Consider the following 23,557-nt stretch of genomic DNA (forward strand, 5'->3'; position numbering starts at 1 on the left):
GCCGGAGAGCCCCGACGCCTCGACCCTCGACCCCCGGGGCGGCGTCGGGGCTCTCCCTGTGCGCTGCGCGCCGGGACGTGTCAGACGGTACGGGCGTTGAGCCGCGCGAGCAGCAGCGCCTCCGAGACGAGGGCGTTGCGGAAGGTGTCGAGGTGCAGCGACTCGTTGGGGCTGTGCGCGCGTGCGTGCGGGTCCTCGACGCCGGTCACGAGGATCTGGGCGCCCGGGAACTCGCGCACGAGGTCGGCGATGAACGGGATCGATCCCCCCACGCCGATGTCGACGGGCGCGACGCCGTAGCCGTCGGCGAGCGCGGTGCGCGCCTCGGCGACGGCCCAGCCGCTCGTGTCGACGAGGAACGCGTCGCCGAGATCGACGTCGTGGAAGCGCAGCCGCGCGCCGAACGGCGCGTGCGCGCGAAGGTGCGCCTCGATCGCCGCGTAGGCGTCCTCGGCGGGCTGGCCCGGCGCGACGCGCGCGCTGATCACGACCGAGACCTCGGGGGTGAGCGTGTTGGAGGCGTTGCGCACGCTCGGCGCGTCGATGCCCGTGACCGTGATCGCGGGCTTGTTCCAGATGCGGCCGAGGATCGTGCCGCGACCGATCGGCGACACGCCGTCGGGCAGCCCCGCCTCGTCGCGCAGCGTCGCCTCCGAGTAGTCGGGCGTGTCGGCGTCGCGCGCGCGCAGCCCCTCCACGGCGACCGCGCCGTCGTCGTCCCACAGCGTCGCGAGCAGCTTCGTCGTCGCCATCATCGCGTCGGGCACGGCGCCGCCGAACATCCCCGAGTGCGAGGCGTGGTCGAGCGTCGTGACCGTCATCGTGAAGCGCGCGTTGCCGCGGAGCGACACCGTGAGGCCGGGTGTCTCGGCATCCCAGTTGCCCGAGTCGGCGACGACGATGACGTCGGCGCGCAGCGCGTCGGCGTTCTCGCCGAGGAACCTGGCGAACGAGCCCGATCCGGCCTCCTCCTCCCCCTCGATGAAGAGGTTGACGCCGAGGGCGAGGTCGTCGCCGAACACCTCGGCGAGCGCGCGCAGCGCACCGACGTGCGCCATGACACCGGCCTTGTCGTCGGCCGCGCCGCGGCCGTAGAGGCGGCCGCCGCGCACGGTCGGCTCCCAGGGCGCGGTCTGCCACAGCGTCTCGTCGCCCGCGGGCTGCACGTCGTGGTGGGCGTAGAGCAGGATCGTCGGGCGGCCGTCCCGCGCGGCGCGGGTGGCGAGCACCGCCGGCATCCCCTGCTCTCCCGTCGCCGGGTTCTCGGCGGTCCTCACCTCGACGCGGTCGAACAGGCCGAGCCCGTCCAGCAGCGCCCGCACGGCCTCGGCCGAGCGCTCGACCTCGGCACGGTCGAAGCCCGGAAAGGCGACGGAGGGGATGCGCACGAGTCCGCCGAGATCGGCGAGGGCCGCGGGAACCGCGAGGTGGGCCGCGTCGCGAACGTCGTCGAGCCGGGACAGGTCAGAGGTCATGCGGGTAATCTTAGGAGAACCGCTGCCGTCGACCCGAGGTGATTCTCCCGTGGCCAAGACCCCTTCCGCATCCGCGCCCGATGCCGCGCCCGACACTCCTGCCGGTCCCGGCAAGAACCGGCCGACGCCGACGCGTGCCGAGCGCGAGGCGGCACGGAAGCGCCCGCTCGTGCCCGACACGAAGGAGGCGAAGAAGCAGGCGCGGCAGGATCTGGCGGCCGCGCGCGATCGCGCGCGCATCGGCATGGCCAACGGCGAGGAGAAGTACCTGCCGGTGCGCGACCGCGGGCCGCAGCGCCGGTTCGTGCGCGACTACGTGGATGCCGGCTGGCATCCCGGCGAGGTCCTCATGCCGCTCATGGTCATCGCGATCGTGCTGGGCCTCGTCCCCAACCAGGCCATCGCCTACTACGGTTTCGTCGGCCTGTGGATCTGGGTGCTGATCTCGATCGGCGGCATGATCATCACGAGCCGCTCGATCAAGAAGGCCGCGAAGGCCAAGTGGGGCGATCGCATGGAGAAGGGCCTCGGCTGGTACGGGGCGATGCGCACCGTGCAGATGCGGTTCATGCGCCTGCCGAAGCCGCAGGTCAAGCGCGGCCAGCGGCCCTCCTGACCAGCACCCTCCCGACCAGCGCCCGGGCCGGTCGGGAGCCGCCCGCTACGCGCCGCGCAGCTCCCTGTTGATCTGACGCGCCCACAGCGGACCGCGGTAGATGAACGCCGTGTAGCCCTGGACGAGGGTCGCGCCGGCATCCAGCCGCGCGCGCACGTCGGCGCCGGTCTCGACGCCGCCCGCGGCGATGACGCAGAAGTCGTCGGGAACGGCCTGGCGCACGAGACGCAGCACCTCGAGGGACCGCTGCTTCAGCGGGGCGCCCGAGAGGCCGCCCGCGCCGATGCGCTCGACGGTCGTGGCGTCGGTCCGCAGGCCGTCTCGCGAGATCGTCGTGTTCGTCGCGATGAGGCCCGCGAGACCGACGTCGACGGCCAGCCGCGCGATCGCCGTGACCTCGTCGTCGTCGAGGTCGGGGGCGATCTTGACGAGCAGCGGCGTGCGGCCGGCGGCGCCGCGCACCGCCTCGAGCAGCGGCCGCAGGGTCTCGACCGCCTGCAGGCCGCGCAGGCCGGGCGTGTTCGGCGACGAGACGTTCACGACGAGGTAGTCGGCGAGCGGCGCGACGAGCTTGGCGCTCGTGACGTAGTCGGAGACCGCGTGCTCGACGTCGACGATGCGGCTCTTGCCGATGTTGACGCCGATGACGGGGCGGCGCGCGCGACGGCGCAGCCGGTCGAGGCGGTGCGCGGCCGCCGCGGCGCCGCGGTTGTTGAAGCCCATGCGGTTGATGATCGCCCGGTCGGGGATGAGCCGGAACAGCCGCGGCCGCGGGTTGCCGTCCTGCGGCACGGCGGTGACGGTGCCGACCTCGACGTGCCCGAACCCGAGCGCGTACAGTCCGTTCACCGCGACGGCGTTCTTGTCGAAGCCCGCGGCCACCCCGAACGGCGAGTCGAACACGAGCCCGAGCGCCTCGGTGCGCAGCGACGGGTCGGGCGCCGTGAACCGGCGCAGCACGGCCGAGACCGGGCGGCAGCCGAACGCGCGGATGACCGGCATGACCAGGTGGTGGGCACGCTCGGCGTCCATCGGAGCGAAGAACGTGCGGAAGATGAAGTCGTACATGCTCTCCTCGGGAGGGGGTCGCGTCAGGAATGGTCGCGGCGCAGCTGCGCGATGGCGGCCTCGAAGTCGTCGAGCGACTCGAACGCCTGGTACACGCTGGCGAAGCGGAGGTAGGCGATCTCGTCGAGCTCGCGCAGCGGGCCGAGGATCGCGAGGCCGATGTCGTTCGTGTCGATCTGCGACGATCCCGTCTGCCGCACCGACTCCTCGACCGCCTGCGCGAGCACCGCGAGGTCGGCCTCCGTCACGGGCCGCCCCTGGCACGCCTTGCGCACGCCCGACATCACCTTCTCACGGCTGAACGGCTCGACGACGCCGGAGCGCTTGATGACGTTGAGGCTCGCGGTCTCGATCGTGGAGAACCGGCCGCCGCACTGCGGGCACTGCCGCCGCCGCCGGATGCTGAGCCCGTCGTCGCTGGTGCGCGAGTCGACGACACGGGAGTCGTTGTGGCGGCAGAACGGGCAGTGCATCGGGTCACCCCTCGAATCGGGCCGTCACGGCCTCGCCGTGTGCGGGCAGGGCCTCGGCCTGCGCGAGCGCGACGATGCCGTCGGCGACGGCGGAGAGCGCGGCACGATCGTAGACGATCACCTGCTGCGGGCGCAGGAACGTGGATGCCGACAGTCCCGCCGCGTAGCGCGCCTGCCCGCCCGTCGGGAGCACGTGGTTGCTCCCGGCGAGGTAGTCGCCGAGGCTCACGGGCGTGTAGGAGCCGACGAAGACGGCGCCCGCGTTCACGAAGTCGGCGGGCCGCGGGTCGGCGAGGTGCAGCTCGAGGTGCTCGGGCGCGTACGCGTTGCTGAAGGCCGTCGCCTGTGCGAGGTCGTCGACGAGCACGATCGCCGACTGCTCCCCCGCGAGGGCCGTCGCGATCCGCGCGGCGTGCCGCGTGCGCGGCGCGCGGGCCGCCACCTCGGAGACGACGGCGTCGGCGAGCACCGCCGACGCGGTGACGAGCACGGCGGCCGCCTGCTCGTCGTGCTCGGCCTGGCTGATGAGGTCGGCCGCGACGAGCGCGGGATCGGCGGTGTCGTCGGCGACGATGAGGATCTCGGTCGCGCCGGCCTCGGAGTCGGTGCCGACCTTGCCCGCGACGACGCGCTTGGCGAGGGCGACGAAGTTGTTGCCGGGGCCGCTGATGACGTCGACGGGGTCGAGGCCGAGGGCCGCGACGCCGTGGGCGTAGGCGCCGATCGCGCCGGCTCCGCCCATCGCGTAGACCTCGGTGACGCCGAGCAGGGCGGCCGCGGCGAGGATGACGGGGTGCACGCGACCGTCGTGGTCGCGCTGCGGCGGCGAGGCGAGCGCGACCTGGGTGACGCCGGCCACCTGGGCCGGCACGACGTTCATGACGACGCTCGACGGGTACACGGCCTTGCCGCCGGGGACGTAGACGCCGACGCGGCGCACGGGGCGCCAGTGCTGCTCGACGCGGGCGCCCGCGTCGAGCTCGGTGACGATCGGGGCGGGCACCTGCGCGCGCGAGGCCTCGCGCACGCGGCGGATCGCCTCGTCGAGGGCGGCCCGCACCGTGGGGTCGAGGGCGGCGAGCGCCTCGTCGAGGTGCTCCTGCGGCACGCGGACGGCGTGGCCCTCGACGCCGTCGAACCGCGCGGCCTGCTCGCGCAGCGCCTCTTCGCCGCGCGCGGCGACGTCGTCCACGATGCGCGCCGCGGTGTGCAGGGCCTCGTCGCGGGCGGCGTGCGCGCGCGGCACCGCGGCGAGGAGGTCGGTCACGGACAGCGCGCGGCCGCGCAGATCGATCGTGCGGAGCATCCCTCCAGGGTACCGGGCCGAGCGCCGCGGCCGTGCGGCGCGACGGGCCGTGGTCAGCCGCGCACGACCCCCGAGACGTCGTGCAGATAGCCGGTGCGGCCGTCGTCGTGGCGCACGACGAAGTGGGTGCCGCGGTCTTCGAGCACGAGCGCCCACGCGGTCGGGCCGACGCGGAACAGCGGCACGCCGCCGTCGTCGACGACGTCGCGTTCGACGGGCACGAGCGCCCAGAACGGCTGCGCGGCCGCCGGGGGTGCGGGCGCCGGCGACGACGTCTCGGATGCCGCGGCCTGCGCACCGGGAGCGAACAGCGCGTCGGTCGCGACGACGGCGCCGGCGGGTGCGACGGCCGCGACGGGCGCCGGCCGCGGCGTGACGGGACGAGCCCCGCGAGCCGCGGGATGGGCGGGGACCTCGTCGCGGTGGCGGAAGTCCTCCCGGGCCACGGGGATGAGCGGCGCGAAGACGGTGAACGCGACGCCGCCGAGCATGAGCAGGGTCTCGACGAGCGGCACCCAGCCGAAGAAGAAGATCCCCGACGTCACGGCCGCGGCGATGCCGCCCCACAGCAGCGAGAACCAGACGAGGCTCGCGACCGAGAACGCGACCGACGCGAACTGATCGATGCCGAGCGAGCCGACACGGCGGATGCCGGTCGGCGAGAGCCGGCGCAGCACGATGAGCCCCGTCGCGGCGGTGGGCACGCCGATCGCGAGCACCCATTCGACGCTCGCGAGCCACACCGACGGCGCGGCGCCGAACCCGTACAGGGGGAAGAACGAGACGACGAACGCCAGCAGCCAGATGCCGATCAGCACGACCTCGCGCACCGAGAACGGCCCCACGCCGTACTGCGGGGGCACGGCGCCGGGTTCGCCGGCGGGGGGACCGGCAGCCGTGCCGGACGCCGGAGCCGCGGCGGACGCGGCGGCGGGATCTGACGCGGCAGCGGGATCTGACGCGGCAGCGGGATCTGACGCGGCAGCGGGATCTGACGCGGCAGCGGGGTCGGACACGGCGGCGGGGTCGGGCTGGGCGGCCGCGTCGCGCTCGACGGCCGGATCCGGCGCGCCGGCGGCGTCCGGGGTCCCGGCCGTCTCGAACGCCGCGGTCGCGTCGGGCGCTCCGGCGGAATCGAGCGTCCCGGCGGGGTCGGGCGTCGCGGCGGGGTCGGCCGCGGCGGGGAGCTCGTTGTTGTCGTGCGTCATGTGCGTCTTCCTTCGCGTTCGCTCAGCCCAGGCACTGGGGGCCGAGCAGTCCCTTCAGCTCACCGTAGAGGTCGACCGTGACGGAGACCGGCATCGGCACCTCGAACACCTTGGCCGTGCCGCCCCGATGCAGCTTGAGCGTCACCTCGGTGTCGCCGCGATGGCGCTCGAGCGTCTCGGCGAGTTGTCCGATGGTCGACTCGGTCGCCCGGTGCTCGGGCAGCACGAGCACGAGCGGCCCCGCGGCATCCATCGTCCCCAGGTCGGGGGCGAAGGCCGACTGCCCGTGCAGGTTCAGTCCGTCGTCGCGGCGGGAGATGCGCCCGCGCACGACGAGGATCGCGTCGTTCTGCAGCAGCGACTGGAACTCCGTGTACGTCTTGCCCATGAACATGACCGTGACCTCGCCGTCGAAGTCCTCGACCGTGATCATGCCGTAGGGGTTGCCGCTCTGCTTGGCGACGCGGTGCTGCACGCTCGTGACGAGGCCCGCGACGGTCACCTGATCGCCGTCCTGCAGGTCTTCCGAGGCGAGGAGATCGTGGATGGAGATGGAGGCGTGCTTCGCGAGCGGGATCTCCAGCCCCGCGAGGGGGTGGTCCGAGACGTACAGCCCGAGCATCTCGCGCTCGAACGCGAGCTTGTCCTTCTTCGAGAACTCCGGCCGTTCGGGCACCTTCTGCGCCTCGTTCGGCTCGTCGTCGCCCCACAGGCTGTCGAAGTCGAAGCCGACCTCGCCGTTCGCCTCGCGCCGCTTGTCGAGCACGGCCTGCTCCGTGGCATCCTCGTGGATCTCCATGAGCGCCCGCCGCGTCGAGCCGAGCGAGTCGAACGCGCCCGCTTTGATGAGCGACTCGATCGTGCGCTTGTTCGCGACGGAGACCGGGACCTTCGAGAGGAAGTCGTGGAACGATGCGAACGGCGCGTCGGCGCGCGCCGCGACGATCGCGTCGACGACGTTCGCACCGACGTTGCGCACGGCGCCCAGGCCGAAGCGGATGTCCTCGCCGACGGCCGCGAAGTACGTGATCGACTCGTTCACGTCGGGCGGCAGCACTCTGATGCCCATGCGCCGGCACTCGTTGAGGTAGACGGCGAGCTTGTCCTTCGCGTCGCCGACGCTCGTGAGCAGCGCGGCCATGTACTCGGCGGGATAGTGCGCCTTGAGGTAGGCGGTCCAGTACGAGACGAGGCCGTAGGCGGCGGAGTGCGCCTTGTTGAAGGCGTAGTCGGAGAAGGGGACGAGGATGTCCCACAGCGTCTTGATGGCCTCCTCGCCGAAGCCGCCTGCCTTCATGCCGCCCTCGAAGCCCTCGTACTGCTTGTCGAGCTCGGACTTCTTCTTCTTGCCCATCGCGCGGCGCATGATGTCGGCCTGGCCGAGCGTGAAGCCCGCGACGCGCTGGGCGATCGCCATCACCTGCTCCTGGTAGATGATGAGGCCGTAGGTGGTGTCGAGGATGTCGGCGAGCGGTTCCGCCAGCTCGGGATGGATGGGGGTGACCTCTTGCTGGCCGGTCTTGCGCAGCGCGTAGTTGATGTGCGAGTTGGCGCCCATGGGACCGGGGCGGTACAGGGCGATGAGAGCCGAGATGTCCTCGAAGTTGTCGGGCCGCATGAGCCGCATGAGGCTGCGCAGCGGCGCCGAGTCGAGCTGGAACACGCCCAGCGAGTCGCCGCGCGTGAGCAAGTCGTAGGCGCCCTGGTCGTCGAGCGAGAGGTCTTCGAGCACGAGCGGCTCGCCGCGGTTGGCCTCGATGTTGTCGAGCGCGTCGTTGATGATCGTGAGGTTGCGCAGCCCCAGGAAGTCCATCTTGATCAGGCCGAGCGACTCGCACGCGGGATAGTCGAACTGGGTGACGATCTGCCCGTCCTGCTCCCGTTTCATGATCGGGATGATGTCGATGAGCGGTTCGCTCGACATGATGACGCCCGCGGCGTGCACGCCCCACTGGCGCTTGAGGTTCTCCAGGCCGACGGCGGTGTCGTAGACGGTCTTCGCCTCGGGGTCCGACTCGATCAGCGCGCGGAACTCGACGGCCTCCTTGTACCGCGCGTGGTCGGGGTTGAACATCTCGGTGAGCGGCACGTCCTTGCCCATGACGGCGGGCGGCATGGCCTTCGTGAGCTTCTCGCCCATGCTGAAGGGAAAGCCCAGCACGCGCCCGGCGTCCTTCAGCGCCTGCTTCGCCTTGATCGTGCCGTACGTCACGATCTGGGCGACGCGGTCGTCGCCGTACTTGTCGGTGACGTACTGGATGACCTCGCCACGGCGGCGGTCGTCGAAGTCGACGTCGAAGTCGGGCATCGACACGCGGTCGGGGTTGAGGAACCGCTCGAAGATGAGGCCGTGCTGCAGCGGGTCGAGGTCGGTGATCTTCATCGCGTAGGCCGCCATGGAGCCGGCGCCCGAGCCGCGACCGGGGCCGACGCGGATGCCGTTGTCCTTGGCCCAGTTGATGAAGTCGGCGACGACGAGGAAGTAGCCTGGGAACCCCATCTGCACGATGACGCCGGTCTCGTACTCGGCCTGCCTGCGCACGTCGTCGGGGATGCCGCGCGGGTAGCGCTCGTGCAGACCGCGCTCGACCTCCTTGACGAACCAGCTCTCCTCGGTCTCGCCGTCGGGGACCGGGTAGCGGGGCATGTAGTTGGCCGAGGTGTTGAACTCCACGTTGCACCGCTCGGCGATGAGCAGGGTGGAGTCGCACGCCTCGGGGCGATCGCGGAAGACCTGGCGCATCTCGGCGGGCGACTTGACGTAGTAGCCGTCGCCGTCGAACTTGAAGCGCTTGGGGTCGTCGAGCGTCGAGCCCGACTGCACGCACAGCAGGGCGGCGTGGCTCGTCGCGTCGTGCTGGTGCGTGTAGTGCGAGTCGTTGGTCGCCACGAGCGGGATGCCGAGCTCCTTGGACAGCTTCAGCAGGTCGTCGATGACGCGGCGCTCGATCGACAGGCCGTGGTCCATCAGCTCGCAGAAGTAGTTGTCCTTGCCGAAGATGTCCTGGAACTCGGCGGCCGCGGCACGGGCGGCGTCGTACTGTCCCAGGCGCAGGCGCGTCTGCACCTCGCCCGACGGGCAGCCCGTCGTGGCGATGAGGCCCTTGCTGTACTTCTGCAGCAGCTCGCGGTCCATGCGCGGCTTGAAGTAGTAGCCCTCGAGGCTCGCGAGGCTGGAGAGGCGGAAGAGGTTGTGCATGCCCTCCGTGGTCTCGCTCAGCAGGGTCATGTGCGTGTAGGCGCCCGCGCCCGAGACGTCGTCGTCGCTCTGCTCGGGGCCGCCCCAGCGCACGCGCGCCTTGTCGGAGCGGTGCGTGCCCGGCGTGACGTAGGCCTCGATGCCGACGATCGGCTTGACGCCGGCGTCGTTCGCCGCCTTGTAGAACTCGTACGCGGCGAACGTGTTGCCGTGGTCGGTGACGGCGATCGCGGGCATCTCGAGCCGCGCCGCCTCTTTGACCATCGCGCCGATGCGCGCGGCGCCGTCGAGCATCGAGTATTCGCTGTGCACGTGCAGGTGAACGAAGGAGTCTGATGCCACGCGTCGAGTCTACGTCGGCCCTCCGACACCGGCACGGAGACCCGCCCTCCCCGCCCTCGGTCCTCCACACCCCCGCTGGTTGAACAGACACCCCCTGGTTGAGTAACAACCCCCGCTGGTCGAGTAGCAACCCCCGCTGGTTGAGTAGCCGCCGCAGGCGGCGTATCGAAACCCATCCCACGGACCGCTACACGGGTTTCGATACGCGCGCTGCGCGCGCTACTCAACCAGCGGGGGTTGCTACTCGACCAGCGGGGGTGTGGGGTCGACCAGCAGTGCCCGACGCGGCTCTATCGTGGATGGCATGGCCACACCCGAGTTCGTCCTGGCGCTGCGCGCGCACATCGGCAACGCGCCGCTCCCCCTCGTCGGCGTCACCGCCGTCGTGTTCCGCGACGAGAAGCTGCTGCTCGGCCGACGCGCCGACAACGGTTCGTGGCAGCCGGTGTCGGGGATCGTCGACCCCGGCGAGGAGCCCGCCGACGCGGCCGTGCGCGAGTGCCTGGAGGAGGCCGGCATCGTCGTGCGGGCGACCCGGCTGGCATCCGTCGCGCAGGTGCCGCGCGTGACGTACGCGAACGGCGACCAGGTCGACTACCTCGATCTCGTGTTCCGCTGCGACTGGGTCTCGGGCGACCCGCACCCCGCCGACGGCGAGCTGACCGAGGTCGGCTGGTTCGCGCTCGGCGAGCTGGGCGAGGTCGACCAGGCCCACGTGCGCAAGATCGCCCTCGCGATCGCCGAGGACGACCCCGCCGCCTTCCGCGGCGGGCGCTGACGCCGCTCCGCGCAGCGCCGCCGCCTGTTCCGCCTCACCGGCACAGGAGAAATCATGGGGACAGGACGATCCGGCGGATATCGTCCTGTCCCCATGATTTCTCCTGCTCTCGCGCGGGGCGACGCGGCTCAGGATGCCGGGACCAGCACCGGCCGGGTCGCGTACGCGGCGTCGCGGACGACGCGATCGCCGAGCGGCGCCGACAGCTCGACGGAGAACGGCGTCGGGGGGTTCGACGGGCAGTTGGCCTCCCGGAAGGGCCGCACGCCGAGCACGATGTCGACCGTGGCCGGCGTCTCGGTGAGCGAGACGAGCTCGATGCGGCCGGTCGCGTCCTGGCCCGACGCACAGTCCATCTCGGTCACGAGCAGGTGCAGCACCGTGCTGTCGGCGGAGATCGTGTAGGCGGGATCGAGCCGGATCGTCGGGGCCCCCAGATCGCCGAGGTCTTGCCGGACGGCGCACGAGAACAGGCCCGCGGATCGCCAGCCGCCGTCGCCCTGGGACTCGAGCACGAGTGCCTGGTGACGAGGGGGCAGCATCGATGGCGTCGGATCGATGGAGGGCTCGGGGCCGAGCAGCAGAAGCTGCTCCGTGGTCCGCGATGCGACGGTCCACCGGTCGAGGCTGCCGAGCTGCGCGACAGGGATGTCGTTCGTGGTCTCCTGCGCCCGCGCGATCGCCGCACGATCGTCCGCGTCGAGGTCGGCGACCGTGCGCGGCGACGTGAACGCTTCGCTCGAGACCGGCACATCGTTGCACATGTAGGAAACGGGCTCCGTCGGAGTCGCGGCGACGGTCGGATGCTGCGGACGCTGCCACGCCATCACCGTCCCGACCGCGACGATGACGGCGACCGCCGTCACGGCGACGGCGATCGCCACGCCGCGCCGCGCCCGCCGGGGCGCCGTGCGCGCCATCGCCCGATCGAGGCGGCTGCGCGCCGCGCGCAGCTCCCCCTCCCCGACGGTCGTGCGCGGTGCGAGCTCGCGCACGCGGCTCCAGTCATCCATCGTCGCCCTCCTCTCGTTCGTCCGCCAGCAGCCGCCGCACGCGATGGAGCCGCGAGCGCACGGTGCCCACCGGAACGCGCAGGGCGGCCGCGATCTCCTCGTACGTGAGATCGCTCCACGCGTACAGGAGCAGCGTGTCGCGGTCGCGGGCCGCCAGATGCGCGATCCGTCCCGCCAGTGCGCGAGCGCGCACCGCGGCATCCGTCCGCTCGTCGGCTCGGGCCAGCCCGCCGTCGGAATCGGCGTCGACGACGCCGGCGGCCGCCTCGATCGCACGCCACTGACGCGCCTGGTCGGCACGATGCGCGCGGACGAGCCGCGTCGCGATGCCGAACAGCCACGGCCGCGCCGACTCCCACGCGTGGTCGAACGACGCACGCCGCCGGAACGCGACGAGGAACGTCTCGCTCAGCACGTCCTGCGCGCCCTCGGCGCCCACGCGCTGCCGGGCGTACACACCGATGTCGCGTGCGTGCCGATCGAACAGCGCCCCGAAGGCTGACGGGTCATCGAGCGAGCGCCGGATGATCGCGCTGTCGGTGGTCATACCTGATATTGCCTGCCGCCCGACGGACGGTTCACGCCGACGCGCGTGCCCGCGATCGCGGGGCGCCCGTTGCGGCATCCGCCCGGCCGGAGCGACCGCACGCGCCCACCATGTCGCCGGAGTCGTCGATCGTGGTCACTCGTGGTCGCTTCCGCGCGGACGTCACGACACGGAGCGCCCATGATCCGGTGCCCGGGCGATCTCTCCTGCGTCGCTACGACGTCGGATGCCGCCTCGGCCGCGTGCCGCTCACTGATCGCGCAGCACATCGAGCGCGTGCTGCAGATCGGCGGGATAGTCCGACGTGAAGCGCACCTCTTCCCCCGTCGCGGGATGCGCGAAGGCCAGCTCGTGCGCGTGCAGCCACTGGCGGGTCAGGCCCAGCCGTGCCGACAGGGTCGGATCGCCGCCGTAGAGCGGGTCCCCCGCGCAGGGATGGCGGTGCGCCGCCATGTGCACGCGGATCTGATGCGTGCGTCCCGTCTCCAGGTGCACCTCCAGCAGCGACGCGGCGGGGAAGGCCTCGAGGGTCTCGTAGTGCGTGACGGAGTCCTTGCCGTCGGGCGTGACGGCGAACTTCCACGAGTGCGACGGATGCCGCCCGATCGGCGCGTCGATCGTGCCGGCGAGCGGATCCGGATGGCCCTGCACGACCGTGTGGTAGATCTTGTCGACCTCGCGCTCCTTGAACGCGCGCTTCAGCGCCGTGTACGCACGCTCGGTCTTGGCGACGACCATGAGGCCGCTGGTGCCGACGTCGAGGCGGTGCACGACGCCCTGGCGCTCGGCGGCGCCGCTCGTCGCGATGCGGAAGCCCGCCGCGGCCAGCGCTCCGACGACCGTGGGCCCCTCCCAGCCGACGGAGGGGTGCGCGGCGACGCCCGCGGGCTTGTCGACCACGACGATCTGGTCGTCGTCGTGCACGATGCCGAGGTCGGGCACCGCGATCGGCACGATCTCCGGTCCGCGCTTCTCGGCCCACTCGACCTCGAGCCAGCCCCCCGCGTGCAGCTTGTCCGACTTGCCGAGCGCGCGACCGTCGAGCCGCACCCCGCCGGCCTCGGCGACCTCGGCCGCGAACGTGCGCGAGAAGCCGAGCATCTTCGCGAGCGCCGCGTCGACGCGCGTGCCGTCGAGCCCATCGGGAACGGGCAGCGAACGCGACTCCATGTCAGCGCGCCTCGTCGGCCGTGCCGTCGGGGGCCCGGTGCACGGCGTCGGCCGGGGCGTCGCCCGCGACGTCCGCCGCGGGCTCCGTGCGCCCCGCGTCGCGGGAGCGCTCCCGCGTGCCGTCGAGCCGCAGGCCCACGACGACGAGCACGGCGCAGCCGATCATCATCGTCACGATGAACATGTCGGCCACGTTGTAGATCGCCGACGGGAACCACAGCCACATCCACGGCGTGTGGATGAAGTCGACGACGTGCCCGACGAGAAAGCCCGGCTCGCGCAGCAGGCGATCGGTCAGGTTGCCGAGGATGCCGCCCAGCAGCAGCCCCAGCGCGACCGTCCACAGCCGGGAGCCGACGCCCCGCACGGCGAGCACGACGATGAACACGGCCGCCGCCGCGAGCACGAGCGTGAAGACCCACGTGACGCCCTCGCCGAGCGAGAACGCCGCGCCCGGGTTGCGCGTGAGGTAGAACTGCAGGAACTCGCCCCACACCGGCACCGCCTGCTGGTACGGCAGGTGCGTGAGGGCGAGGTGCTTGGTGAACTGGTCGGCGGCCAGCACCACCACCGCGAGAACCGCGATGAGAGTGCCGGCCGCCGCGGGACGAAGGGTCGTCCGACCGGTCAAGACGAGGCCTACGCGTTCGCGACGTCGAGGTCGCGCAGCTTCTCCTCGAGCGTCGCGCGCAGCTGCGAGCGGTAGTCGCGCTCGAACTGCCGCAGGTCGTTGATGCGCGCCTCGAGCGAGACGCGGTCGGTCTCGAGGCGGTCGTGCTCCGCGCGCGCCTTCTCGACGGCCTCGTCGACGATGCTGGTCGCCTGCGTGCGCGCCTCGGAGATGAGCTTGTCGCGCTGCGCCTGGCCGTCGGCGACGTACTCGTCGTGCAGGCGCTGCGCGAGCTCGATGATGCCGGCCGAGGTGGTGGCGGGGTTGTCCGCCGTGGGAGCGGCGGCGGGCTCGGGGGCGAACACCGCGACGGGCGTCTCCTCCTCCGCGGGAGCGGGCTGCTCGAAGACGGGACCGGTCACGGCGGCGACGCCCTGCTCGGCCTGGGCCTTGAGCTCGTCGATCTCGGCGCGCAGGCGGTCGGCCTCGGCCTTCAGCTCCTCGTTCTCGGCGATCGTCTTGCGCCACTCGACAACGATCTCGTCGAGGAAGTCATCGACCTCGTCCGGGTCGAAACCCTCCTTGAACCGGACGTGCTGGAACTGCTTGGTGACGACGTCATCAGGGGTCAAAGCCATGATGTTTCCTCTTTCGGGGCTCACGACGCGGCCTCAGCGGGCCGCTCCGCCTAGGCGGACGTACGGGACAAGCATAGTCCGGAGATCAACCGGACTTGGCAGCGAGCGCTAGGCGCGCGCCACCGTCTGGACGATCGCCTGGAGGATGAAGCAGGCGAGCATGGTGGCAGGGAAGCCGAGATCGAGCGCGATCGGGCCGAGCCGCAGCGGAGGGAGGACGCGGCGGAACATCTTGAGCGGCGGATCGGTCACGGTGTAGACGACCTCGGCGAAGACGAGCCCGAGACCGCGCGGCCGCCACTGCCGGTTGAACATCGGGATGTACTCGAGGATCAGCCGGCCCAGCAGCACGAGGATGTACAGCAGCAGCAGGCCGTTGATGATCGACGCGATCAGCCGGACGACATCCACGGCTAGTGGACGAAGGCGGCCGATTCGGCGTCGGCGTTCGCGATGGCGCCGTCGCCGGAGACCACGATGTTCTCGGGCGAGAGCAGGAACACCTTGCTCGTCACCCGCTCGATGCGGCCGTACAGGCCCATCGAGAGGCCGCTCGCGAAGTCGACGAGGCGTCGCGCGTCGGCGTCGCTCATCTGCGAGAGGTTGATGATGACCGGGATGCCGCTGCGGAAGCTCTCGGCGATCACCTGCGCGTCGCGGTACTGCTTGGGGTGCACCGTGAGGATCTCGCTGAGGGCGCCGGCGGCGGGCTGACGCACGACCGCGGGGCGGTGCAGCGGCGTGATCGGCGCGGTCTTCTCGGCCGCGCGCTCGGTGCGCTCGGCACGCTCCGCGGGCTCGTTGCGGGTGGACAACACCGGCTCTTCGATCATTTCTTCCTCGTCGGCCAGGCCCAGGTAGACCATGGTCTTCTTCAGCGGGTTCGACATCGCATCCTCCGTTTGCTCGTCTGTTCCGAGGCTAATCGCGGACCGGGCGGGGCCCCGTGATTGCCGTCCCGATTCTCAGGTGTGTCGCACCGGCGGCGATCGCCTCGGCGAAGTCGCCCGACATCCCGGCCGAGATCCAGGCGGCATCCGGCACGGTGCGGCGCAGCGCCTGCGAGACCTCCGCCACGCGCGCGAAGGCCGCGGCCGGCGGCTCGCCGAGCGGCGCGACCGCCATGACGCCCCGCACGCGCAGCGACGGGCACGCCGCGAGCACGTGCTCGGCGAGCGCCGCGACGCCGTCCGGCCGCACGCCGCCGCGCGCCGGGTCGTCGGTGAGGTTGATCTGCAGCAGCACGTCGAGCAGCGGCCCGTGCGGGTCCGCGGCGTGCAGCGCGTCGGCGAGGCGCTCGCGGTCGACGGCGTGCACGACGTCGCACGCCGCGCGCACCGCACGCGCCTTCTTCGTCTGCACCTGACCCACCATGTGCCAGCGCAGCCCGGGCAGGTCCGCAAGCTCCTCGCGCTTCGCCGTGAGCTCCTGCTGCCGGCTCTCGGCGACGTCGCGCACGCCGAGGGCGTGCAGCTCGCGGATCATCGCGGCGGGGTGGAACTTCGTGACGACGATGCGGGTGATCTGCGACGGGTCACGGCCCGCCGATCGCGCCGCGTCGCCGATGCGCGCGTCGAGGTCGGCGAGCCGCTCGCGGAGGGGCACCGTTACTTGAGGAAGTCGGGGATGTCGAGGTCGTCGTCGAACGACGTGTCGACGGGCTCGGCCGCGACGGACACCGACACGGGCTCCGGCGCGGCGGGCGCGACGCTCGCCGGACGGATGTCGTCGAGCGAGGGCGCGACGGGGATCACCGGCTCGGTGCGCTGGGCCGCGATCGGCTCGATGCGCGCCTGCGGCTCGCCGCCGTCGAAGCCGGCTGCGATGACCGTGACGCGCACCTCGTCGCCGAGCGTGTCGTCGATGACGGTGCCGAAGATGATGTTCGCCTCGGGGTGCGCGGCCTCCTTCACCAGCTGGGCGGCGTCGTTGATCTCGAAGATGCCGAGGTTCGATCCGCCCTGGATCGACAGCAGCACGCCGTGCGCGCCCTCGATCGAGGCCTCGAGCAGCGGCGACTCGACGGCCAGCTCGGCGGCCTTGATCGCGCGGTCGGCGCCGCGCGCCGACCCGATGCCCATGAGCGCCGAGCCGGCGCCCTGCATGACCGACTTGACGTCGGCGAAGTCGAGGTTGATGAGTCCGGGGGTCGTGATGAGGTCGGTGATGCCCTGCACGCCGGCGAGCAGCACCTGGTCGGCCGTCGCGAACGCCTCGATCATCGAGATGCCGCGGTCGCTGATCTCCAGCAGCCGGTCGTTCGGCACGACGATGAGGGTGTCGACCTCTTCCTTCAGCTTCGACACGCCCTGCTCGGCCTGCTGCTGGCGACGACGGCCCTCGAACGAGAACGGCTTCGTGACGACGCCGATCGTGAGCGCGCCGATCGACTTCGCGATGCGCGCGACGACCGGGGCGCCGCCGGTGCCGGTGCCGCCGCCCTCGCCCGCCGTGACGAAGACCATGTCGGCGCCCGCGAGCGCCTCCTCGATCTCCTCGGCGTGGTCCTCGGCGGCGCGCCGGCCCACCTCGGGGTCGGCACCGGCGCCCAGGCCGCGCGTGAGCTCGCGGCCCACGTCGAGCTTGACGTCGGCGTCGCTCATCAGCAGCGCCTGCGCGTCGGTGTTGACCGCGATGAACTCCACGCCGCGCAGGCCGAGCTCGATCATCCGATTGACGGCGTTCACTCCGCCGCCGCCTACGCCCACGACCTTGATCACCGCGAGGTAGTTCTGGTTCTGGCTCATGCCGGCCTCCGTCTTCGTCCCGAACCTTGTGTCTTGCGCTTGTGTGCTGGGCTTGCGCCCGAAACCTGTGTGCCGCCGCGAGCGGCGGGATCTCAACCTTGAACCTCAGGTAGAGGTTTAAAGAAATGCCCGGTATGCAATTCCTGACCTCGAAAGTACGGGGCGGCGACGCGTGCGCGCCCGAAGACGCGGGCGTGTCGCGAAGAAGGTTCTGCGGATGCCGCGCACGCCGGCATCCGCAGGCGGTCGGTCAGCGCACGACGATCGCGTCCGGCGTCGAGACGTCGTACAGCTGCGCCGTGTCGGCGGGACGGGCGCGGAGGATCGCGGCCAGCACCTCGGCCTTCTCCGCCGAGCGGTCGGCATTGCCCCACACGACCGTCGGCCCGCCCGCGCCGAGCGTGAACGACACGTCGTTGGGCGTCGTCGCGGCGATCTCGGTCACGCCGGCCGCGATCTCGGGCGGGAGCGCGAGGAACACGTCGGCCACGGCGCGGAAGGCGGGCGCCTCGGTGCCGCCGTCGACCGTGATCACGGGGAAGCCCGCGACGGGCTCCGGCGTCGTCGACAGCACGACGCCGGCGGCGTCCACGAGCACGTGGCCCGCCTCGGTCGCGAGCGATCCGACGGGCGCCCGCTCGACGATGCGCACGACGAGCTCGTGCGGGGGACGCGCCTCGAGCGCGTACGACGCGATCATCGGGAACGTCGCGAGCGCGGCCTTGACCTGGCCCGTGTCCACGCGCGCGAGCGGCGTGCCCGCCTGCGACGCCAGCGACTGCTCGACCGCGGCCGCGTCGACGCGCTCGGCGCCGACGACCGTGATCGTCTCCACGGCGAACAGCGGGCTGTGCACGATGCCGAGGGTCGCCAGCAGCAGCACGACGAGCGAGCCGAGCCCGGCGATCCAGATGCGGCGGCGCCGACGACGACGCGCCGTGAAGCGGCGCACCTCGGCGCGCAGCGCCCGGCGCCGTGCCCGCGCGGCCGCCCAGACGCTCGGAGGACGCTCGTCGTCGTCCGGCGCAGCGTCCTCGCCCCGCGCCTTCTCGCGCGCGGGCTTCCCGCGCTTCGCCGCGTCGTGATCGGGCGCCAGCGGGATCACCGGGGCGAGCGCCGCATCGTTCGGCTCCGCCTGCGATCCCGCCCGGCTCGGCTCGGGCCGGCCGCCTCCGGCGCCGACGTCGAGGGGCTCGGTGACCTGCTCGTCGGGGTCGACGACCGGCGTCTCTCCGGCGGAGCGCGGTGCGGCATCCGTCCCCCGCGGCAGCTCCTCGACGGCATCCCGCGGACGCCGCTCGTCGCGCCGCGGCGGCCCGACGGGGGCGACCTCGAGCGGCACGGCCTCGTCGGACGGCGCGGGGATCGGCGTCGAGGCCGGCAGCGGAGAGGGCCGACGCACGACGCTACTCCCGCGTCGGCGTCGGCGTCGACGCCAGGGCCTGCAGCACCTGCGGGATGATCAGGTACACATTGCCGCAGCCGAGCGTGATGACGTAGTCGCCCGCGCGCGCGACCGACGCCGTGTAGTCGGCGGCCTGCTGCCAGTCGGCGACGAAGTGCACGCGCTCCGGGTCGGCGAACGCCCCGCTCACGAGCTCGCCCGTCACGCCGGGGATGGGGTCCTCGCGGGCGCCGTAGACGTCGAGCACGACCGTGTGGTCGGCGTGCGACTCGAGCACCTCGGCGAACTCGCGGAACATGTCGCGCGTGCGCGAGTAGGTGTGCGGCTGGTGCAGCGCGATGATGCGGCCGTCGCCGACGACGGTGCGGGCGGCGGCGAGCGCCGCGGCGACCTCGGTGGGGTGGTGCGCATAGTCGTCGTAGACGCTCACCTCGCGCTCGACGCCGTGCAGCTCGAACCGGCGCACGGTGCCGCCGAACCGCTCGACGGCGCGCAGCGCCGGCTCCAGCCCGTGACCGAGCGTGAGCAGCACGGCCACGGCGCCCGCCGCGTTGATCGCGTTGTGGGCGCCGGGCACCGAGAGGCGGCCGGAGGCCGACTCGCCCGCGTGGGTGAGCGTGAACGACACGGGCCCGTCGGCGACGATCTCGGTGAGGCGCACGTCGGCGTGCTCGGCCTCGCCGAACGTCACGACCCGGGGGTGCGAGATCGCGGCGGTCACGCGCACGGCGCCGGGGTCGTCCGATGAGATGACGACGGCCTCGCGGGCCTCGTTCGCGAACCGCGCGAACGCCGCGTCGAAGGCGTCGTGCGTCCCCCAGTGGTCGAGGTGGTCGGCATCCACGTTGGTGATGAGCGCGATCGAGGTGTCGTAGAGCAGGAACGAGCCGTCCGACTCGTCGGCCTCGATGACGAAGAGCTCGTCGGACCCCGTGCCGCTCGACACGCCACGGTCGGCGATGACGCCGCCCGAGACGAACGTGGGGTCCTCGCCCAGCGCGGTCAGCGCCGTGACGATCATGCCCGTGGAGGTCGTCTTGCCGTGGGCGCCCGCGACGCTCACGAGCCGCCGGCCGCCGATGAGCCAGTGCAGCGCCTGCGAGCGGTGGATCACGTGCAGTCCGCGCGCCTTGGCGAGCAGGAACTCGGGGTTCTCGGGCCAGATCGCCCCCGTGTGCACGACGGTGTCGACGTCGTCCGGCAGGTTCCGCTCGTCGTGGCCGACGAACACGGTCGCGCCGCGGGCCTCGAGCGCGCGCAGCGCCGCGCTGTCGGCGCGGTCGGAGCCCGACACGCGGATGCCGCGGTCGAGGAACATGCCGGCGAGGCCGGACATCCCCGATCCCCCGATCCCGATGAAGTGGGCGGCGGTGATGTCATCGGGCAGCGGCAGCGTGAGATCGGGTCGAATCATGGCGCGACAAGTCTAGGTCGCGTGCGCTGGGAGTCCGCTCCGGCGCGCTGGCGCGCCCACGAGGTTCGGCCTCCGGTCCGAACTCCTCCGATCCGGCGGCCCGCGCGCGGGCGAACCGCGTCATCCCGCGGACGGCCCGCTCCGGGGCGCTCGGATCGGAGGAGTTCGGACGCGCGCCCGGGCTCAGCGGACGCGCGGCCGGGCTCATCGGACGCGCGGCCGGGCTCAGCGGGAGGCGAGGGCCTCGTCGATGAGGGCGATGACGTTCTCGGTGCCGGTGCGGGTGCCGACGGACGCCGCGGCGGCGCGCATGCGCGCGAGCTGCTCGTCGTCGCCGAGCAGCGGCACGACCTCGGAGCGCACGCGGTCGGCGGTGAACTCGGCGTCCGCGATGATGCGGGCCGCGCCCGCCGCGACGGCCGAGCGCGCGTTGAGCGCCTGCTCGCCGTTGCCGACCGCGTAGGGCACGTAGACGGCGGGGATGCCGAGGGCGCTGACCTCGCTCACCGTCGCAGAGCCGGCGCGGCACACGATGACGTCGGCGAGCGCGAACGCGAGGTCCATGCGATCGATGTACGGCAGCACGACGTAGCCCGCGTCGCCGGACGGCGCCTGGTTCTTCTCGCCCGTCGCGTGCAGCACCTGCCAGCCCGCCGCGACGACGTCGCACCACGAGCCCGCGAGGGCCTCGTTGATGCGCCGGGCGCCGAGCGATCCGCCGAAGACGAGCAGCACGGGCCGGCCGGCGTCGAGCCCGAAGAGCCCTGCCGCCTCGGCGCGGCGCGCGGTGCGGTCGAGCTCGACGATCTCGCGGCGCAGCGGCATGCCGACCACGCGGCTGTTCTTCAGCGGCGTGCCCTCGAAGACGATGCCGACGCCCGCGGCCCGGCGTGCGCCGAGCACGTTCGCGAGACCGGGCCGCGCGTTGGCCTCGTGCACGACGAACGGGATGCCCTCGCGCCGCGCGGCGACGTAGGCGGGAGCCGAGGCGTAGCCGCCGAACCCGGTCACGACGTCGACGTCGTGCGCGCGGATGTGCGCGCGCACCTGCGCGACCGCCCGCCGCCACGCGAGCGGGAAGCGCAGCGCGGCGCCGTTGGGCCGGCGCGGGAACGGGACCTTGTCGACGACGAGCAGCTCGTACCCGCGCTCGGGCACGAGCCGCGCCTCCAGGCCTTCGCGCGTGCCGAGCACGAGCACCTCGTCGTCGGTGTCGCGGGTGCGCAGGGCGTCGGCGACCGCGAGCAGCGGATTGACGTGACCGGCGGTTCCCCCGCCGGCGAGCAGATGCGTCGTCACCGGATCGAGCCTACCGGCGGCTCCGCGATGTCGCGGCGCAGGAACGAGGCGGCGCCGCCCGCGAGGATTGCGGCGAGCCACACGGCGAACACTCCGGCCGCGGCGATCGGTGCGAGGGCGTCGTCGGCGACGCCGATCGCGGCGGAATCGAACCCCGCGGCGGCGAGCACGGCGGCCAGCGGCGCCCACGCGCCCAGGGCGGGCCAGAGCGTCGCGAGCAGCAGGGTCGCGCTGAGCGAGAGCGGCGCCAGGAGCAGGGCCGCCAGATGGTGCTGGACGATCAGCCCCGCGCCCAGGCCCCAGAGCGCGGCGAGGGCACCGACGACCATGGTCGCGATCACGTCGCGGACGTCGGCACGGGCCTCCCCCAGCACTGCGAACACCGCCGCGGAGCATCCCAGCGCGACGGCTCCGGCGACGACGGCGCCGCCCGCGGCGGAGAAGAGGGCGCGCGCGACCAGGTCCGCGCGTCGTGGCAGCGCCATCAGCCGTTGCGCGACCACCCCGTGACGACGATCGAGGGTGTAGCGGAAGGCGCCGAAGATCGTCGCCACCAGCGCCGCGTACATCGCGACGACCGCCCCCAGTCCCTCGTGGAACGATGACCGGAGCTCTTCGGGCGCGGAGTGCATCTCGGGAGGCACGCCGGCGGCGAGGGAGAGGGAGAGCACGACCCCGCCGAGGACCGACCCGAGCAGCACCACGTCGACGACGGATCCCCGGGCCCGCGCCCGCAGGGCTCGGGCGATCACCTCAGCCGCCGTCTCCCGAGCATCCAGCCCGCGACGAGGAGCACGGCGACCCACGCCGACGACACCAGCAGCGCTACGGGGGTGCTCAGGAGCGCGTCGCGATAGTGCGGCACGCCGAGGGCCGCCAGGGACAGGCCGGGCAGGAGCCTCGCGACCTCCGGCGCCGTCCTCAGCAGGGCGAGCTCGACCGCGATCGGGACGAACAGCACGCCGAGGGCGGCGACGTAGTAGTTCCGGACGATCCAGCCGACGGCGACGCCCAGCAGCGCTCCCAGCACCGCACCCCCGAACGCTCCGACGAGGATGCGGACGACGGATGCCGAGAACGCGAACACCACTCCGTTGGCGGCCAGCACGATCGCCGTGAGCACGCTCCACGCCACGGGGAGGCCGACGGCGAGGATCATCCCGACCACCGCCGACGCCGCGGCCTTCCCCCAGAACGCCCGCGGGTAGCCGACCTCCGTCAGCGTGCGGTCGAGCGAGGCGTAGTAGGTCTCCCGGGTCACCGCGTACGCCCCCGCGAACGCGGCGGGCACGAACGACCAGGCGAGCGGCTGGAACATCCGCACCGTCGCGGCCTCCGGGCCCAGCTCGCCGAGGACGCCGAGCGTGTCGCCGCCGGAGAGCACGACGAAGGGCGCCATGAGCGCGAACACGCACATCATCGGTCCGCTCGTGCCGCTGAAGGCCCGCAGCACCTCCGCGCGGGTCGCGGCGGTCATGCCCGGCTCCCCTCGACGAGCTCGAAGTAGCGGTCTTCGAGCGTGTGCGCGCTGTCGCCGACGAGGTCGGCCAGGGGTCCGGTGAACAGTGCCGTGCGGTTGACGATCACGACCTCGTCGACGATCTGCTCGATCTCCGCGAGCTGATGGCTGGAGATGAGCACGCTCCCCCCGGCGTCGGCGAAGCGGCGCAGATAGCGCCGCAGCCACCGGATCCCCTCCGGATCGAGGCCGCTGGCCGGTTCGTCGAGGACGAGGATGCGCGGCGAGCCCACGAGCGCGGCGGCGAGCCCCAGCCGCTGGGCCATGCCGGTCGAGAACGTCTTGACCCGGCGGCGCGCGTGCGCCAGGAGCTCGACCTCCTCCAGCACCTCGTCGACGCGCGCGCGGTGCGCGCCCACGGCGAGACGGACGATGTCCAGGTGACGGCGCGCCGTGATCCCCACCTCGAAGCCGAACCCGTCCATGTGCACGCCCACGCGTGTCGCGGGGCTCGGAAGCGCGGCGAACGGCGCGCCCTCGACCAGCGCCTCGCCGCCGGACGGGCGGAGGAGGCCGACGAGGGCGCGCAGCGTCGTCGACTTGCCTGCACCATTGGGACCGAGCAGGCCGACGATCGACCCCCGTCTCACGACGAAGCTCAGGTCCTCCACGGCGACGCGGTCGCCGAAGGTTTTCGAGAGGTTCCGCACCTCGATGGCGTGGTCCGGCGCTGCCGTGTCGGAGAGGGGCATGCGAGGCTTTCTTGTCCGGTGGCCCGCCGCCCGGCATC

Annotated in this window: 23 protein-coding genes; 2 read left to right on the top strand and 21 right to left on the bottom strand. The window is 72.5% G+C overall.

Annotated elements, in window-relative coordinates; all coding sequences use genetic code 11:
• Positions 1-80: 80 nt before the first annotated feature.
• Positions 81-1,475: a dipeptidase gene (locus tag AOA12_RS12910; RefSeq protein ID WP_054683354.1), complete on the bottom strand. Its 1,395-nt coding sequence runs from the start codon at positions 1,473-1,475 to the stop codon at positions 81-83.
• A gap of 49 nt (positions 1,476-1,524) precedes the next feature.
• Between AOA12_RS12910 and AOA12_RS12915 the strand changes: the two genes are divergently transcribed.
• Positions 1,525-2,091: a DUF3043 domain-containing protein gene (locus AOA12_RS12915; RefSeq protein ID WP_054683355.1), complete on the top strand. Its 567-nt coding sequence runs from the start codon at positions 1,525-1,527 to the stop codon at positions 2,089-2,091.
• A gap of 45 nt (positions 2,092-2,136) precedes the next feature.
• Here the strand turns inward: AOA12_RS12915 and AOA12_RS12920 are convergent, their stop codons facing one another.
• Genes AOA12_RS12920 through dnaE form a run of 5 tightly spaced genes read right to left on the bottom strand, consistent with a single transcriptional unit; the run spans position 2,137 to position 9,687 of the window.
• Positions 2,137-3,159, bottom strand: coding sequence for a quinone-dependent dihydroorotate dehydrogenase (locus AOA12_RS12920; protein WP_054683357.1), 1,023 nt, complete (start codon positions 3,157-3,159; stop codon positions 2,137-2,139).
• A gap of 23 nt (positions 3,160-3,182) precedes the next feature.
• Complete coding sequence (gene nrdR / locus AOA12_RS12925) at positions 3,183-3,632, bottom strand: transcriptional regulator NrdR (protein WP_054683360.1); 450 nt, start codon at positions 3,630-3,632, stop codon at positions 3,183-3,185.
• Positions 3,633-3,636: 4 nt separating this feature from the next.
• Positions 3,637-4,938 carry a histidinol dehydrogenase gene (gene hisD / locus AOA12_RS12930; protein WP_054683362.1) on the bottom strand — a complete coding sequence of 434 codons (1,302 nt, stop codon included), beginning with the start codon at positions 4,936-4,938 and terminating at the stop codon, positions 3,637-3,639.
• Between the two features lie 53 nt (positions 4,939-4,991).
• A complete protein-coding gene (locus tag AOA12_RS12935) occupies positions 4,992-6,146 on the bottom strand; it encodes a hypothetical protein (protein ID WP_054683363.1) in 1,155 nt (384 codons plus the stop codon).
• Positions 6,147-6,168: 22 nt separating this feature from the next.
• Complete coding sequence (gene dnaE, locus AOA12_RS12940) at positions 6,169-9,687, bottom strand: DNA polymerase III subunit alpha (protein WP_082406243.1); 3,519 nt, start codon at positions 9,685-9,687, stop codon at positions 6,169-6,171.
• Positions 9,688-9,991: 304 nt separating this feature from the next.
• Between dnaE and AOA12_RS12945 the strand changes: the two genes are divergently transcribed.
• Complete coding sequence (locus AOA12_RS12945) at positions 9,992-10,465, top strand: NUDIX hydrolase (protein WP_054683365.1); 474 nt, start codon at positions 9,992-9,994, stop codon at positions 10,463-10,465.
• 128 nt (positions 10,466-10,593) lie between these two features.
• Here the strand turns inward: AOA12_RS12945 and AOA12_RS12950 are convergent, their stop codons facing one another.
• From AOA12_RS12950 to AOA12_RS13020, 15 genes are all read right to left on the bottom strand, one after another.
• Positions 10,594-11,478, bottom strand: a complete 885-nt coding sequence (locus AOA12_RS12950) for a hypothetical protein (protein ID WP_054683366.1) — start codon at positions 11,476-11,478, stop codon at positions 10,594-10,596.
• Positions 11,471-12,025, bottom strand: a complete 555-nt coding sequence (locus AOA12_RS12955) for an RNA polymerase sigma factor (RefSeq protein WP_054683367.1) — start codon at positions 12,023-12,025, stop codon at positions 11,471-11,473. Before AOA12_RS12955 ends, AOA12_RS12950 begins: the two co-directional genes overlap by 8 nt.
• Before the next feature lie 249 nt (positions 12,026-12,274).
• Positions 12,275-13,195, bottom strand: coding sequence for an RluA family pseudouridine synthase (locus AOA12_RS12960; protein WP_054683368.1), 921 nt, complete (start codon positions 13,193-13,195; stop codon positions 12,275-12,277).
• 1 nt (position 13,196) lies between these two features.
• The gene (gene lspA / locus AOA12_RS12965; protein WP_054683370.1) at positions 13,197-13,826 is read right to left on the bottom strand and encodes a signal peptidase II; all 630 of its coding nucleotides are present in this window, start codon (positions 13,824-13,826) and stop codon (positions 13,197-13,199) included.
• Between the two features lie 8 nt (positions 13,827-13,834).
• Positions 13,835-14,443 (bottom strand): DivIVA domain-containing protein, encoded by a 609-nt coding sequence (locus tag AOA12_RS12970; protein ID WP_054683372.1) that lies wholly within the window; start codon positions 14,441-14,443, stop codon positions 13,835-13,837.
• 108 nt (positions 14,444-14,551) lie between these two features.
• On the bottom strand, positions 14,552-14,854 hold the full coding sequence (locus AOA12_RS12975; RefSeq protein WP_054683374.1) for a YggT family protein: 303 nt from the start codon (positions 14,852-14,854) through the stop codon (positions 14,552-14,554).
• A 2-nt stretch (positions 14,855-14,856) separates the two neighbouring features.
• Entirely contained in the window at positions 14,857-15,333 is a 477-nt protein-coding gene (locus AOA12_RS12980) for a cell division protein SepF (RefSeq protein WP_054683376.1), read from the bottom strand.
• Between the two features lie 31 nt (positions 15,334-15,364).
• A complete protein-coding gene (locus AOA12_RS12985; protein WP_054683378.1) occupies positions 15,365-16,048 on the bottom strand; it encodes a YggS family pyridoxal phosphate-dependent enzyme in 684 nt (227 codons plus the stop codon).
• Between the two features lie 2 nt (positions 16,049-16,050).
• A complete protein-coding gene (gene ftsZ / locus AOA12_RS12990; protein WP_054683380.1) occupies positions 16,051-17,190 on the bottom strand; it encodes a cell division protein FtsZ in 1,140 nt (379 codons plus the stop codon).
• A gap of 250 nt (positions 17,191-17,440) precedes the next feature.
• Positions 17,441-18,592, bottom strand: coding sequence for an FtsQ-type POTRA domain-containing protein (locus tag AOA12_RS12995; protein WP_054683383.1), 1,152 nt, complete (start codon positions 18,590-18,592; stop codon positions 17,441-17,443).
• A gap of 4 nt (positions 18,593-18,596) precedes the next feature.
• The gene (murC, locus tag AOA12_RS13000; RefSeq protein WP_054683385.1) at positions 18,597-20,009 is read right to left on the bottom strand and encodes a UDP-N-acetylmuramate--L-alanine ligase; all 1,413 of its coding nucleotides are present in this window, start codon (positions 20,007-20,009) and stop codon (positions 18,597-18,599) included.
• 225 nt (positions 20,010-20,234) lie between these two features.
• Positions 20,235-21,308, bottom strand: coding sequence for a UDP-N-acetylglucosamine--N-acetylmuramyl-(pentapeptide) pyrophosphoryl-undecaprenol N-acetylglucosamine transferase (locus AOA12_RS13005; protein ID WP_054683388.1), 1,074 nt, complete (start codon positions 21,306-21,308; stop codon positions 20,235-20,237).
• Positions 21,305-22,060, bottom strand: coding sequence for a hypothetical protein (locus AOA12_RS13010; protein WP_054683390.1), 756 nt, complete (start codon positions 22,058-22,060; stop codon positions 21,305-21,307). The genes AOA12_RS13005 and AOA12_RS13010 overlap by 4 nt, the downstream gene beginning before the upstream one ends.
• Positions 22,057-22,785, bottom strand: a complete 729-nt coding sequence (locus AOA12_RS13015) for a hypothetical protein (protein WP_054683391.1) — start codon at positions 22,783-22,785, stop codon at positions 22,057-22,059. Before AOA12_RS13015 ends, AOA12_RS13010 begins: the two co-directional genes overlap by 4 nt.
• A complete protein-coding gene (locus AOA12_RS13020) occupies positions 22,782-23,519 on the bottom strand; it encodes an ABC transporter ATP-binding protein (protein WP_054683393.1) in 738 nt (245 codons plus the stop codon). Before AOA12_RS13020 ends, AOA12_RS13015 begins: the two co-directional genes overlap by 4 nt.
• Between the last annotated feature and the right edge of the window lie 38 nt (positions 23,520-23,557).

The sequence above is a fragment of the Microbacterium sp. No. 7 genome (assembly GCF_001314225.1).
Lineage (GTDB): Bacteria > Actinomycetota > Actinomycetes > Actinomycetales > Microbacteriaceae > Microbacterium.